The sequence below is a fragment of the Bradyrhizobium sp. ISRA442 genome, from assembly GCF_038085055.1.
In the GTDB taxonomy this organism is placed as follows: Bacteria; Pseudomonadota; Alphaproteobacteria; order Rhizobiales; family Xanthobacteraceae; genus Bradyrhizobium.
Window position 1 is genome coordinate 569,920 of the sequence record NZ_JALGCN010000002.1, and the last position, 12,394, is coordinate 582,313.

Annotated in this window: 11 protein-coding genes and 1 pseudogene; 6 read left to right on the plus strand and 6 right to left on the minus strand. The window is 58.2% G+C overall.

The features are described 5' to 3' along the window. Positions 1 to 510: 510 nt before the first annotated feature. From MTR72_RS05765 to MTR72_RS40315, 3 genes and pseudogenes are all read right to left on the minus strand, one after another. Positions 511 to 770: pseudogene (locus tag MTR72_RS05765) on the minus strand (carboxymuconolactone decarboxylase family protein); the annotation flags it as partial. Between the two features lie 18 nt (positions 771 to 788). Further along, entirely contained in the window at positions 789 to 1,406 is a 618-nt protein-coding gene (locus tag MTR72_RS05770) for a nitroreductase family protein (protein ID WP_208758068.1), read from the minus strand. Positions 1,407 to 2,044: 638 nt separating this feature from the next. Then, entirely contained in the window at positions 2,045 to 2,248 is a 204-nt protein-coding gene (locus MTR72_RS40315; protein ID WP_445819554.1) for a helix-turn-helix domain-containing protein, read from the minus strand. Between the two features lie 620 nt (positions 2,249 to 2,868). On the opposite strand from MTR72_RS40315, the gene MTR72_RS05775 reads away from it, so the two are divergent. From MTR72_RS05775 to MTR72_RS05790, 4 genes are all read left to right on the plus strand, one after another. Beyond that, positions 2,869 to 4,458, plus strand: a complete 1,590-nt coding sequence (locus MTR72_RS05775; protein WP_341510199.1) for a GMC family oxidoreductase — start codon at positions 2,869 to 2,871, stop codon at positions 4,456 to 4,458. Positions 4,459 to 4,636: 178 nt separating this feature from the next. After that, positions 4,637 to 5,152 (plus strand): Dps family protein, encoded by a 516-nt coding sequence (locus MTR72_RS05780; protein WP_341510200.1) that lies wholly within the window; start codon positions 4,637 to 4,639, stop codon positions 5,150 to 5,152. A 402-nt stretch (positions 5,153 to 5,554) separates the two neighbouring features. After that, positions 5,555 to 6,970 (plus strand): glutathione-disulfide reductase, encoded by a 1,416-nt coding sequence (gene gorA, locus MTR72_RS05785; RefSeq protein WP_341510232.1) that lies wholly within the window; start codon positions 5,555 to 5,557, stop codon positions 6,968 to 6,970. Positions 6,971 to 7,527: 557 nt separating this feature from the next. Continuing rightward, positions 7,528 to 7,926, plus strand: a complete 399-nt coding sequence (locus tag MTR72_RS05790) for an SPW repeat domain-containing protein (RefSeq protein WP_341510201.1) — start codon at positions 7,528 to 7,530, stop codon at positions 7,924 to 7,926. A 566-nt stretch (positions 7,927 to 8,492) separates the two neighbouring features. Here MTR72_RS05790 and MTR72_RS05795 read toward each other — a convergent pair. Continuing rightward, entirely contained in the window at positions 8,493 to 8,759 is a 267-nt protein-coding gene (locus tag MTR72_RS05795; protein ID WP_235544496.1) for a hypothetical protein, read from the minus strand. A gap of 284 nt (positions 8,760 to 9,043) precedes the next feature. Continuing rightward, positions 9,044 to 9,784: a Crp/Fnr family transcriptional regulator gene (locus MTR72_RS05800; RefSeq protein WP_341510202.1), complete on the minus strand. Its 741-nt coding sequence runs from the start codon at positions 9,782 to 9,784 to the stop codon at positions 9,044 to 9,046. A 437-nt stretch (positions 9,785 to 10,221) separates the two neighbouring features. Between MTR72_RS05800 and MTR72_RS05805 the strand changes: the two genes are divergently transcribed. Beyond that, the gene (locus MTR72_RS05805) at positions 10,222 to 10,395 is read left to right on the plus strand and encodes a hypothetical protein (protein ID WP_341510203.1); all 174 of its coding nucleotides are present in this window, start codon (positions 10,222 to 10,224) and stop codon (positions 10,393 to 10,395) included. Positions 10,396 to 10,700: 305 nt separating this feature from the next. Here MTR72_RS05805 and MTR72_RS05810 read toward each other — a convergent pair whose 3' ends face one another. Beyond that, positions 10,701 to 10,928, minus strand: coding sequence for a hypothetical protein (locus MTR72_RS05810; RefSeq protein WP_341510204.1), 228 nt, complete (start codon positions 10,926 to 10,928; stop codon positions 10,701 to 10,703). A gap of 261 nt (positions 10,929 to 11,189) precedes the next feature. On the opposite strand from MTR72_RS05810, the gene MTR72_RS05815 reads away from it, so the two are divergent. After that, entirely contained in the window at positions 11,190 to 12,008 is an 819-nt protein-coding gene (locus MTR72_RS05815) for a YiiX/YebB-like N1pC/P60 family cysteine hydrolase (RefSeq protein ID WP_341510205.1), read from the plus strand. The last annotated feature ends 386 nt before the right edge of the window (positions 12,009 to 12,394 follow it).

The following is a 12,394-nucleotide window of genomic DNA, read 5'->3' on the forward strand; positions in this document are numbered from 1 at the left end:
CAAAGGTGTGGTACGAGTAGAAACATCTGCTTCTTACGACGAAGCGAAATTGGATTTCCAGTCCGCATTGGCGTCTTCAGCCATGGGCCGGCACGCTGTGGAGGCCGGCGGGCGTGGTGACGTCTGCCATAGATCGTCTGCAAGACGTGCGCCGGCGCTGGTGTCGAGGACCGTGTCGGAGCAGCTCTTCCTTCTCGACGAGTAACCCGAGCGGAACTCTCGATAATCGCCAAAAGTTGACGCGAGTATCGAAACATCGCTTTGCGGTGGACTCTTCATCAATAACGCGATCGCGGTGGGCGCGGTCGTCAGGGTGTGGTCGCGAGCGTACAGCTTAGGACAGCTAGAATTGCGAGTGCGTTCATGGCCGGGGCACTCGACATCGAGATCGATTACGCGGCGGCACTGAAGGAGCGCGATACGACATGTTTTCAGTGATTTTCGAGACGCTTCCCAATAGAGAGAACTGGAATGACTATCTCCACAACGTTAAGATACTGCGTCCCGAGCAGCCGTAAAGCTATGAACGGCTAGGCAGTAGTTGCAGCCGTTCACTTCAGAGACCGCGAGGCCGATGCCGTCCCGTGTCTTCAGGTCGAGCGCCTTGCTCAAGGCCCCGAGCAGGTAGCCCAGGCGTTAAACGCGATCGGGCTTTGCGCGAAGGTCGCCATCATGTTTGGGGTGAACCCGATGGTCTTGGCAAACGCGTCGAGGGTCTGTTTGCAATCGGCAGGTACCTGTTCCGGCTTTAGAACTGCAGTTCTTGGCACTAGTCTCCGAAATTCATATCACACGAGTTCCAGCACGTCGCTCACCGGGCGGCGCGGCTTCTGCGGCCAATTTCCCGGGCGCTCCGGCCCGACGGACAACAGCATGACCGGTACTTCGTCCTTACTCAGCCCGAACTCGCGGTGCACTGCCTCAGCGTCGAAACCGATCATCGGCGTCGAACCCAGCCCAAGCGAACGGGCCGCATAGATCATCGCCGCCGCGCCGAAGGTGCCGGTGCGTACTGCTTCGTCGCGCTGGCGCTGCGGGTACTCCATGTACAGATCGCGTGCGGGGATCTCCCATTCTGGCACCATCTCCGCAGGCATGATGCCGGCTTTCACCAGAGGTGCCAGACGATCAGGTATTACGCCGGAGTCGGCCAGTTGGCCGCAGACGATGAAGGTAACGGCCGCCTCGGTGATCGCCGGTTGACTCCAAGCGATCGGACTCAGTCGCGCTTTGGCTTCCGGCGTGCGCACAGCGATGAAGCGCCAATTCTGCAAATGGAAGGATGTCGGCGCAGTGGTGCCGATCCGCACCAGCTCACGGATTTCTTCGTCGCTCAAAGTGGCGGCGGGATCGTAATACTTGGCCGCGCTTCGGCTCAAGATACAGTCGATGACGGCGTTAGTCATTGGGATTCCATTGGTCATAGTCGTTCCGGCAATGTTGCGGCGATGAGGCTGTTCGACATCTCATTTGGGGGCAATGTGAGTTTCTCAGCTTGCCCCCGGCGGGTCTGATAGGACGCGGTCGGCGGATCTGGTTGTCGCCGGCCCGCCGTTCCCCCGCCTGGTATGTCGGAACGATTGTCCTTATCCTCCACCCACTCGTGTGTGCGGTGGGCCGTCATCTTCCGCATTCTTTGCATACGAACGAAGCTATTGCGACGAAACTCGATGAACCAATGAACTTTGGTTATGGATTTGATGCCATCGACGCGGCGCGCAAGGATCAACTAGCGTCAATAATGTCCACTGCTTATGATGAAGGCGACTCTTAGTGCATCGGAGTGTTGATTTTCTCCGACCGATATCATTCGTCAGATGCGGAGGCAGCCTTCGGCGAGAATACGAACGAGCGCCCCACTTTCCAACTCGGCCTCCGCACCGATGAGGCTTGAGGCGACGATCCCCAGCCCGGCCTTCGCTTCGACAACCTAGGAGTGACCTAACTCGACGAGGTTCCGATGCGAAACACTCCTCGCAGTTCTCCGGTGCCGCGAGCCTCGTGGTCGGTCTCTCAAGCTCGGCCAGGATCGCCTCTACGCGCATTAAGTAGATTGCTCCAGCGTCGGCCAGCGTGATCGCCTGGGTGTTCGGCTAAAGAGAGAGTCGCCCCGACTTCGACCTCCAAGGTCGGCAATAAGGCGTGATGCGGAGGGCTGAGAGAAATCGAGTTCACGACCTGCCCCCGAAAAGCTCCCCACGCGAGCTGCGCGAGCGAACAGCTTCAGCGCTGTAAGTTGGTCGTGCATCTGTGAACGCAGTCGGTACCCACCTCTTCTTGATGAGATCGCGGGTCATCGAGTTAGTGAATGCTCCGTTCAGTGCCAAAGCAGTGAGCGGGAGTTTCTCGCTCAAAAGTTTGCTCGTCTCCAAGTGATCTTCGAATGCGTCGGCGTCAAGATGACCGATCTGTCTCTAAGACTTCGTTAGATCGTGCGAATGCGGGAAGGTATTCACGCGCATCATGATGCCCAAAGTGTCACGCGCTCCTTGCCGTTCTCGTGCACCATCTGTGAACATCTCTCGGGGCTGACCGCACGAACTCGCAGCTTCAGTCGAGCATGCCGCGACGCCATTCAAGGCGGGTTTGCCAACTGAAGGCGGCTTATAATTCGCTGCAGAATAGAAGCGTCGGTCTTTCGTCCGATAAGGCTCGCATCTTTCCTGGCTACGGCATCATGTATGCGGCGCGCGGCAATAACGATCGTCTATCGACTTCATGGCGAGAGGTGATTTCCCTCGCCCACAATGTAAGGTCACTGTCGGACTCGCAAGGTCCCATCAATCTCAGCATCAGGCACTACGATGGCGCGCCGCCGGCTAGGGGCGTTGAACGATACAGATTGGCGCAGAGAGAGAGAAGACGCTGATGTCTCAAGAAGCCTTCGATATCGTCGTTGTTGGTGCAGGGGCGGCCGGATGTGTGGTCGCGAGCTATCTTGCCGAACGCACCGATGTTTCGATCGCGCTGATCGAAGCAGGCGACACGGATCGCGATCCGTTCATCCATATTCCTGCCGGCTTTGCCAAAATATTGGCCCAAGATCGACATGTCTGGAAATACGAGACAGTGCCCCAGCACGGCACCAAGCGAGCATATCGCTCAGGCAAGGTGCTCGGCGGTGGTTCCTCGATCAACGCGATGGCCTATGTCCGAGGCCAGAAGCGCGACTTCGCCGCGTGGCAGGCCGCGGTCGGCGATACCGGCAAATGGTCGTACGAAGATCTGCTTCCCGTCTTCATGGCGCAGGAACACAACGACACGTTCCACGACAAATATCACGGCGTCAATGGTGGTCTGTCGATCCAGCAGCCCAAGGGCATCAACGAGCTGAACCAATACTGCCTCAAAGCCTTCCAGGAATATGGGCTTCCCTATAACCCCGACTATAACGGCGAGAGCCAGATCGGCGTCTCTCCGGTGCAATCAACGGTCGGGCACCAGCGGCGGTGCAGCGCAGTCGACGCTTATCTCCGTCGGCACCTCGCTTCGGGCCGCGTCACTCTTCTGACCGGCAAGACCGTTGTTCGCGTCCTCGTCGAGAACAATCGAGTCGTCGGCGTCGAGCTCATGGATGACGAGATAATCATGGCCAGCGAGGTTGTGCTGTCGGCCGGTTCGGTCCATAGCCCGAAGATCCTCATGCACTCGGGCATCGGGCCACCGGAGCAGCTTCGCCAGCACGGCGTCGCCGTTATCGTCGATTCTCCGGAGGTGGGCGAAAATCTCCAGGACCATGCGATCGTGCCGGTCCGCGCCTATGTAAAGGGCGATCTGGGTTACCAAGCGGCCGCACATGGCCTCGGCAGCGTGAAGGCGGGCCTGCGCTATTTCGTCACTAAGGATGGCCCGGCGGCGGGCAATGGCATCGAGACGGTTTCCCACTGGAATCCGTCGGACTTTACTGCCGAACCTACGATCCAATGCTATCACGTGCCCATCGTCGCAACTGGCGGCGTCAGCCCGACGGGAGACCGTTCCGGCATCACTTTCGAACTCGTGGTGCTTCAGCCCAAGAGCCGTGGCTGGGTGCGGTTGGCCGACAGCCACCCGACGTCGATGCCCCTCATCAATCCGAACTTTATGGGCGAGGAGGAAGACCTGAGGGCCGCAGTGGAATCGGTACGCGCGATCCGCGAGGTTATGGCGCAGGAGTCGTTGGCGCCGGTGATCGAGGAGGAGATCGATCCCGGCCCGCACATCCAATCCGATGCAGAGATCGGCGAATGGGTGAAGGGTGCAGTGACGACGATGTTTCACCCGGTTGGCACGTGCCGGATGGGGCAGGATGCGCGAGCAGTGGTTGACGCGAGGCTCAGGGTCCGAGGGGTCGACGGCCTCCGGGTAATCGACGCCTCGATCATGCCGAACATCACTAGCGGCAATACCAACGCCCCAACCCAGGCACTCGCGCGCCATGCCGCGGCGATGCTGGTCCAGGATCTCAAACAGTCTTGAGGAGCTCCGGTGCAGGCCGACGTAGGCAGACGTAGATAGTCATTGGGGCGGAACCGACCACATCGGGCCAACGTCAAAGCGCCGTCTGCAACTGGGCAGTCTCTACTCGCGAAGCTTTCTTATTCAGAGCCATCCCCGACGAACAACAACACAGCAGCACCTTGAAGGAGAGACCACAATGAGTTTAGAGGACACGAGAAAGCGCCGTGAGGCACCACTCCACACTCCGAGCAATCTCGGCTCCAATGCCACCACAGATATTTCTGCCGCCCTCTCCGTGCTTCTGGCAGATGTGTTCGCGCTTTACGTCAAGACCAAGAACTTCCATTGGCACATTTCAGGTCCGCACTTCAGGGACTACCACCTTCTTCTTGATGAGCAGGCGGCGCAGATTTTCGCGATGACGGACGACATCGCAGAACGCGCCCGCAAGATCGGGGGCACAACAATTCGCTCGATCGGCCACATCGCCAGGGTGAAACATATCAAGGACAACGACGCCGATTTCGTCGCACCTGATGGCATGCTAGCCGAGCTAAAAGAAGACAACCTCGCGCTCAGCCAGCGCCTGCGGCAGACACGTAATATCTGCGACGAACATGGCGATGCAGCTTCAGCTAGCCTGATCGAGAACTGGATCGACGAGGCGGAACGTCGTACGTGGTTCCTGTTCGAGGTGACTAGAAGGGCTTGAGAGCAACGCCAGCTCGCTAAATTCGGGTGACCGGATCGGCTGGACAAAGCAGAAGCCCTGTGGCCACACACGTTGGCCGTCGGACCGCGCTTGCCGGGCCTCTGTCTGCCCAATCGGATGGCGTAAGATCTGCTCGACGCCGATACTGAATCCAAAATGCGACGCCGCGAGTCCGAAGTAACAGCGCGTGCGGTAGAACTCAGGGCCATTCGGCTCAGAGCAGCCGTCTAACAGGACATTTGCTAACGCGCGTGCGATCAGCGCACGCATCTCGACCGGCCTCACAGAATGGACTGGATACCTGACTTGAGTAATACAAATGGATTGCAGGGTCCACGAGACGGGTCGAGGCCGGCGGCCGACGCTTCAGAGCCTCCCCGCGACCCGGAATTCGACGTCGACCTGTTCGTCATCGGCGGCGGTTCAGGAGGCGTACGGGCCGCGCGCGTTGCAGCCGGGTATGGCGCGAAGGTGATGCTCGCCGAGGAGTACCGGCTGGGAGGGACGTGCGTTATCCGCGGCTGCGTGCCGAAGAAGCTGTTTGTCTACGCCGGCCGCTTCCGCGGCACATTCGACGAGGCTACAGAATTCGGTTGGCACTTACCGGTTCCTCGCTTCGACTGGCCGTCGCTCGTGGCGGCGAAGGACCGCGAGATTGCACGTTTGGAAGGGCTGTACGGCGCCGGCCAAGAACGTGCAGGCGTCGAGGTCGTGAGGTCTCGCGCTGTGCTCGACGACGCGCATACGGTGCGCCTCCTCCAGGACGGCCGTCGCGTGCGGGCGCGCACGATCTTGATTGCAACAGGCGCACGCCCCGCACTGCCTCCCTTCGAGGGAATTGAGCTCGGTATCACCTCGGATGACGTCTTCGACATGAAGACATTCCCCCGGAAGCTGGTCATTGGGGGCGCCGGATATATTGCAATGGAGTTCGCCGGTCTGTTCGCAGCGTTGGGAAGCGACGTCACCGTCGTCTGCCGCGGAAGCAATGTCCTGCGCGGCTTTGACGAGGATGTGCGCCAAGCGATGGCCGGGTCCTACACGAATCGTGGCATTAAGCTGATGTTTTGCGACAGCATCTGCCGCCTGAAGAGACGTGACGGGGACGTCGGCGATGGCGACGACGCGGGAAGGATTGACGTTACGACCGAACAGGGCGGGAGGCTGGTGGCCGACCAGGTACTGCTCGCCTTCGGGCGCGCTCCGAACACGAATTCGCTCGGACTCGACCGCGCCAGGGTCAAGACTGCGCCAGACGGCGGAATCATCGTAGACGCTAACTCGCGCACGAACATCGAGAATATCTACGCTGTGGGCGACGTGTCGAACCAATTCAACTTAACGCCCGTCGCGATCCGCGAAGGCCAAGCGTTCGCCGACACGGTGTTCGGCAAAAAGGCCTGGCAGGTCGACTACTCCAATATACCAACCGCGGTCTTCTCCAGCCCGGAGATCGGCGCTGTTGGTATGACGGAGCTGGAAGCCAGAGCTCAGTACCTCGCAGTCGACGTCTACAAGGTCCGCTTCCGCCCGCTGAAGGCGGCCGTAACGGGGGATTGCGAGGCCTCTCTTCTGAAGGTCGTCGTGGATAGCGAGTCTGACCGGATCCTCGGGATCCATATCTTCGCTCACGAGGCCAGCGAGTTGATCCAGGTGCTCGCGATCGCCATAGGCAGCGGAGCAACCATAAAAGACTTTATGTCGGTCATGGCGGTGCATCCAACAGTTGGCGAGGGGATCGTCGGAATGCGTACGCCGACCGTGCGTTACGATCGGCGCTACGCCGCCGCACCACTCGTCTCAAGCGCCGCTGTTTGACTCAGCCGCAGCTGGCTCGGAAGGACCCGCTCGGAGCGCCGCGGAACGTTGAGCCTCCTAAATGCTAAAAGCTTAGAGCGATCGCGAAACAATCGATAAGGTCGAGCCGCCTCCATAGCGTCGAGAGCGCTGCGGGCTTGTGCTGCTTGCCTGAACCAGCCACTCGTGGAACCTGCTCGCTCGCTTACGTGCGAACATCCAAAATCCCCGATCCAGGTACGATAATTCCTTTCTATTCAACCCGACACTCAATCCTGCCAAGGTCGTCCTGCTCCTGGAGACCGGATAAGCGCATCAGCTGGTACTTTCGACACGAGCAAGGGCGAGCAAGACCAGTTGCCATTTCGCTAGCCCATAGCGAGGCGCGAATGGAATGGAAACGATAACAATCCGCCATTTCTAGTGTTTGGCGTTTCGGCTTACCTTTCGGTGCGTCTAACCGGACTCGCGGCGTTGTGCACAGTGCCCGCCGCCATGCGGAGGCCCCATCGTCCTCTTGGATGGACGCAATCTCCGCGTCGCAAGGTCCGGCCCCAGCAATCGCGCAGGAGTCGTCGATGTCATTTCGCTTCATCACCAAAACTTTCCACGCCTATCTGATAGATTATCCCGTCGCGTTAGTCCTAATCGCGGCGCCGTTCGTGCTGAAGCTCGGCCAAAGCGGACCGTTCGCAATGTGGCTTTCGGTTGTTGTCGGTGTCGTCGCGCTGCTCTTGGCCGCCATGACCGACCATCCCACCGGGTTGGTCCGCATCATTCCTTATTGGCTGCACCTTTGGGTCGATCGTGCAGTTGGCGTTGTATTTGCTATCGTTCCGTTTGCCTTTAAATTCGCTCAGCTAGATGCCCAGTACTACTGGCTTCTCGCCGCCGCTATCCTGCTCACGACTTCAGTTTTTAACGCGCCTGAGGAGCCAGTTATGACGCCTTCGGGATCGTATCGGCACAGCAGTTGAACTCCCCATCAAAGTCGAGGGGTGATAGCGGCATCTCTGTCGCGATGGGTCAGTACCTCGAAAATGCAGGATCCGCCCCAGTTCGTTTTCTGGCAACGTTTAAGAGTAGCTATCTCACCGGATGTCAATGACGCGGCCGGAGCTTGTCATCGTGCATCTGGAGTTGCTGACAAACGATGGTACACTTCTGAAGACCAAAGGCTCTCGTGAGGTTCCTAGATAGCGCAGCAAGCAACGCTATCCCTCCGCTCATCCGTTTGCGGCGGGTGCCCGGATCTCGACTCATAAAGCGTTCAACGAGCTTCCATGATTTCACTTGAATTGCCGCGCGACTGTGGCGCGCGACATGCTGCAGGTCTGCGATATTTGGCAGCTACCATGCGCTGGCCGACAGATGTCGGTTAATCCGTTTCGAATTATTGACCCCTTCTTCTTCGGCGCAGCTTCGCTGGCAGCCTTCAGCCCCTAAAATTTGCCGGCATTCCACGACCGGTCCATTGAGATGTTGCTTCGCGGGTGCACTACGCAGATTGGGAGACAGCCACAAGCTGCCCTGATTAGACACATTAGATCGACTTCAGTTTTGACTTCGGACCAATCATGGATCCTCTAGCAGCGATAAGTCCGGCCTGGGTGATCCGAAATCTCCCCCACCCACTCAGAACTATCCATCTGTGATCGCCGGCAAACCCAATTCCGCGCTCAGATTCGTAATCGTTGAGACCTGCCTCTGTGAGCCACGACTGTGCCATAGCGTCAGCGATATCGATATCCGGTCCGCCCCCATGGTCGATGAGGACCCGCATCACACGCAACGCTTCTTGTTCTTCCATTCCCGTGCTCCTAATTCCCGTGCGGTTGGGTACCGCCGGGTCGTGCGCCTGCCTTGCCACTTCGGACAGCGTAGTCCTGCAAAAGGGACACAAATGCGCCTCTCGTCTACCAGCCCTGACGAATGTTGGAGAAACTGAAGGATACCTAACTCGTCTCGTCTCCGCACGCGAAGTTAATGACGGGGTCCTCAAGATCAATTGTGGCGGATTCGCTTGAACGAGTTGGGGGGCCAACTGCAACAAACCTTGGCAACCAGCCATTTCTGGCTTGGCATAGCAGATAACTATCGATTCCCATGCACCAACCATTCGCTGTTCGGAGCGCCAATATTCAGCAGTTGTCGCTGGTTCTCGCGCTCGATCAAGCTCCAGCAATGGCAGGAGATCTGCGCCAGCCGAAAAGCGTCGCGGACGACGAGGCAGCCACGCATCATTTCGATAAGCCCAGCCTCCCTGAGTTGAAGAAGGCAGTCCGTAACGCCTGCACGACGCACTCCGAGAAGCTGAGCAAGCACTTGGTGCGTAAGAGGGATCTCGTCAGATCCCAGGGCATTGCGAGCGATCAGGAGCCATCGCGCAAGGCGCTGCTGTAGTTGATGGGACGTATTACATGCCCCTGATTGAGCGGACTGAATGAGCACGGAAGCGATGTAGGCATGCACCACGCTGCGGAAAGTCGGCAGACGGGCAATCGCCTCCTGAAAGCGATCCACCGTGAGTCGATTAGCCGCGCCGGCCACCTGTACCATTCGACGGTGCATCGGCTGCGTTTTTGCCGTCAACGCGAGATGTATTCCCGCAAGCCCTTCTGACCCGATCAGCCACACCTCAACGAACTCTTGCGGCCCCACCTTGGCACCGACCGACACAAGACCACTCTCAATGAAATAGACGTGTTGCATGCGAACGCCGTAGCGATGAAGAACTTGCCGCTTCGCAAGCGGCACCTCTTCCGAGAGCAACAGAACGTGCTTGAGTTCATCAGGTGGGAGTAGACGTAGTAATCTGTTGCGCACTTCATACATCAGATTCTACGTTCTAATACTTTCTGAGCAACCGAGCTGTCCAACTGTACGTTTTCGTACCAAAAAAAATGAGACGGAAAGCGACGTAACGCGCTCACCGGTCAGCTTGGATTTAGTGACGGGCCGGGGACTTGGATCGTGCCGCTACCAGACCTGAGTGTGGGAGGATGGTGCACGACAAGTCGACCGTAGCAGCTGCGGCATGATCAAGATGGTCTAGGTCAATGCAGCGGCACGCGCAACATCGATTGGTCCACGGCGGCAATGGAGTCTCTGCAGTTGGCGTCAGTTGAGTTCCTGGCTATGGCACCTGCGCATCGCGTCGGCAATAACGATCGTTTATCGACTCTATAGCGGGACGTGATTTCCCTCGCCAGCGCTAGAAGGTCATTCTCGTCGGTGGTGGGCAGTCATTATCAACGCGAATGGGGGCCGCCATGAAGATTCAAGTGGGAAGCGTGCCAATTGCTATTCCTCTCGCACTGCCGCAGACCCCCGCTAAATCGTCTGCTGCACCGATTATTACCAGTTCGATCAAGTTGGCGGTACCGGCCGTGACAACGGACGTGCGCTATTGGGCGCTGCAGGGTCATCCCGATGCTTCCTACTGAGGCTCTCGCCGACAGTTCGAGTTGGGGCAATCCAACGTATGATTCATATCATGGAGCAGACCGCTACCGATATTACACATCAAGCTTCCCGCACCACGCCTCAGCGCTTTTGCGACGGCGTCCTGGACCGATACGCCGACGTCTCCGCCGTAAGGATAAACTTCCCCTGCGTTCTCCTGAGGAGAGATTCTGAAATGAACAAGGCTGCAGAACCCCAGCCGGCCAATCGACGGGTTGTCGCATGGGCAATTTAGCGAACTGGCTTTATCTAATCGGGTCGCTGTGCTTTGTTATTGGTACAGTGATCAACATGCTTCCGGTTTGAGGAAGGCGAACGTCTGTTTGAACGGTTTTAACATTCCGCGGTCATGCGCACTGGTTCTTGAGCCATTCTCGACGGAGCCAGGCGGTCCTGCCTGCCAATTGTTATCCACTGAAGCGACATGACCCGTGCACGTAGCTGAAACGCCGCGGAAGTCAAAACTCGAAATTAGCCCCAGTGCAAAGTCGATAGAGGCGTCGAGTGCCTTCATTGGTCACCTCGCTCCACCCCGCGATCTCGCACGTGCGCTCGATGAAGAGCAGCGTCGATAGCAGCCGCCGGACCAAGTGCGGCTTTCCCAACACTGGGGGTGGTCAATCGTATCCTTTGGTATGATCGTTTCAGACAAATGCATTGCGCAGATGGACCTCAGTGCAATGGTCCGGTCCGTCTTTCCTGAATAGGCTTGGTTAAGAGGGAGCAGTCGTCCGGAACTGCCATACGGGAACGGCCAAAAAGAAAGGAAAGAGTGATGGGCTGGATGTTCGACAACGTCGAACGTTTGATCGCCCGGCTGCAGAAGCCGGCCAATCGGTCTGAGCCCCTCACCTCGGACGATGCAACGACCGCCCTACGCCACACTCTTCAACCCGGTGACGTCCTGCTGGTCGAGGGCAAAGGTCGTATTTCCAGCAGCATCAAATATATCACTCAGTCGACATGGTCGCATTCGGCGTTGTACGTCGGACCGATATCGGGCGCCACAAATGGCGGCGAGCCGCACGTCCTGATTGAAGCCAATATCGACGAAGGGGTCGTGTCGGCCCCTCTGTCGAAGTATTTGCATTGCCAAACCCGCATATGCCGGCCAGTCGGCCTGACCGATGCGGACCGCGAACAAGTCTGCCGCTACGCATTCGAACGGATAGGTCTCGGCTACGATTTCAAAAACGTCATCGACCTCATGCGCTATCTATTCCCTTGTCCATTCACGCAACGTCGGCGTCGACGAACCATCGCGCTCGGCTCCGGCGATTCGCGTCGGATCATCTGTTCGTCTCTGATTGCGCAGGCATTCGACGCCGTGCGTTACCCGATCCTGCCCAACATCACGCACATGGAGAACAAGTCCGGGCGGTGCGAGATCGCCGAGATCCGTCATTCGTCTCTATATGCGCCGCGCGACTTCGATCTATCGCCCTACTTCATGGTGGTGAAGCCCACTCTACCCGCCGGCTTCAACTATAAAAACATGCGCTGGGCAGATCTCCAAGTTGACGCCGCACAGGCCACACTTGCGCCCGAGATAGAACGCGGGATCGCGGCAATGGTACAGCCCGACATTCCGTAAGGTAAGGGCCAGACTATTAACTTCGGAATCGGGTGTGCTGTTGTCATTAGTCGCCGGCTTGAACTCCGACTACCACTCATCGGCAAATTCTTCGCTGCTCTCAAAGGTTCAAAGCAAGCAGCGACCGGTTCGGAATAGCGCGCCATGACCAGCGGCTACTGACGCGTCGGCAGCTCTTGACCCCGCGCCCGGAGAGAGCTGGGGTCTTTTCCGCTCGAAGGATTGGGGCGGCTTCAGCCGTTTTCGCCCACCGTGCGCCGTACGCCGCACGCCGTACGTTTCGACCGCCCTAGCCCTGATAGCCCTCGTCGGGCTATACACCGGGAGGCGTGAAGCTCACCGTCGTGTGACGCTCGCCACTCATTCGGTTTTCGCATAAGTTGGAT

Coding starts and splice junctions, on each gene's coding strand:
- MTR72_RS40315 (WP_445819554.1), bottom strand. CDS start 2,248: ATGCACGACCAACTTACAGCGCTGAAGCTGTTCGCTCGCGCAGCTCGC.
- MTR72_RS05810 (WP_341510204.1), bottom strand. CDS start 10,928: ATGAAGGCACTCGACGCCTCTATCGACTTTGCACTGGGGCTAATTTCG.
- MTR72_RS05790 (WP_341510201.1), top strand. CDS start 7,528: ATGTCATTTCGCTTCATCACCAAAACTTTCCACGCCTATCTGATAGAT.
- MTR72_RS05775 (WP_341510199.1), top strand. CDS start 2,869: ATGTCTCAAGAAGCCTTCGATATCGTCGTTGTTGGTGCAGGGGCGGCC.
- MTR72_RS05795 (WP_235544496.1), bottom strand. CDS start 8,759: ATGGAAGAACAAGAAGCGTTGCGTGTGATGCGGGTCCTCATCGACCAT.
- MTR72_RS05800 (WP_341510202.1), bottom strand. CDS start 9,784: ATGTATGAAGTGCGCAACAGATTACTACGTCTACTCCCACCTGATGAA.
- MTR72_RS05815 (WP_341510205.1), top strand. CDS start 11,190: ATGGGCTGGATGTTCGACAACGTCGAACGTTTGATCGCCCGGCTGCAG.
- MTR72_RS05805 (WP_341510203.1), top strand. CDS start 10,222: ATGAAGATTCAAGTGGGAAGCGTGCCAATTGCTATTCCTCTCGCACTG.
- MTR72_RS05770 (WP_208758068.1), bottom strand. CDS start 1,406: ATGACTAACGCCGTCATCGACTGTATCTTGAGCCGAAGCGCGGCCAAG.
- MTR72_RS05780 (WP_341510200.1), top strand. CDS start 4,637: ATGAGTTTAGAGGACACGAGAAAGCGCCGTGAGGCACCACTCCACACT.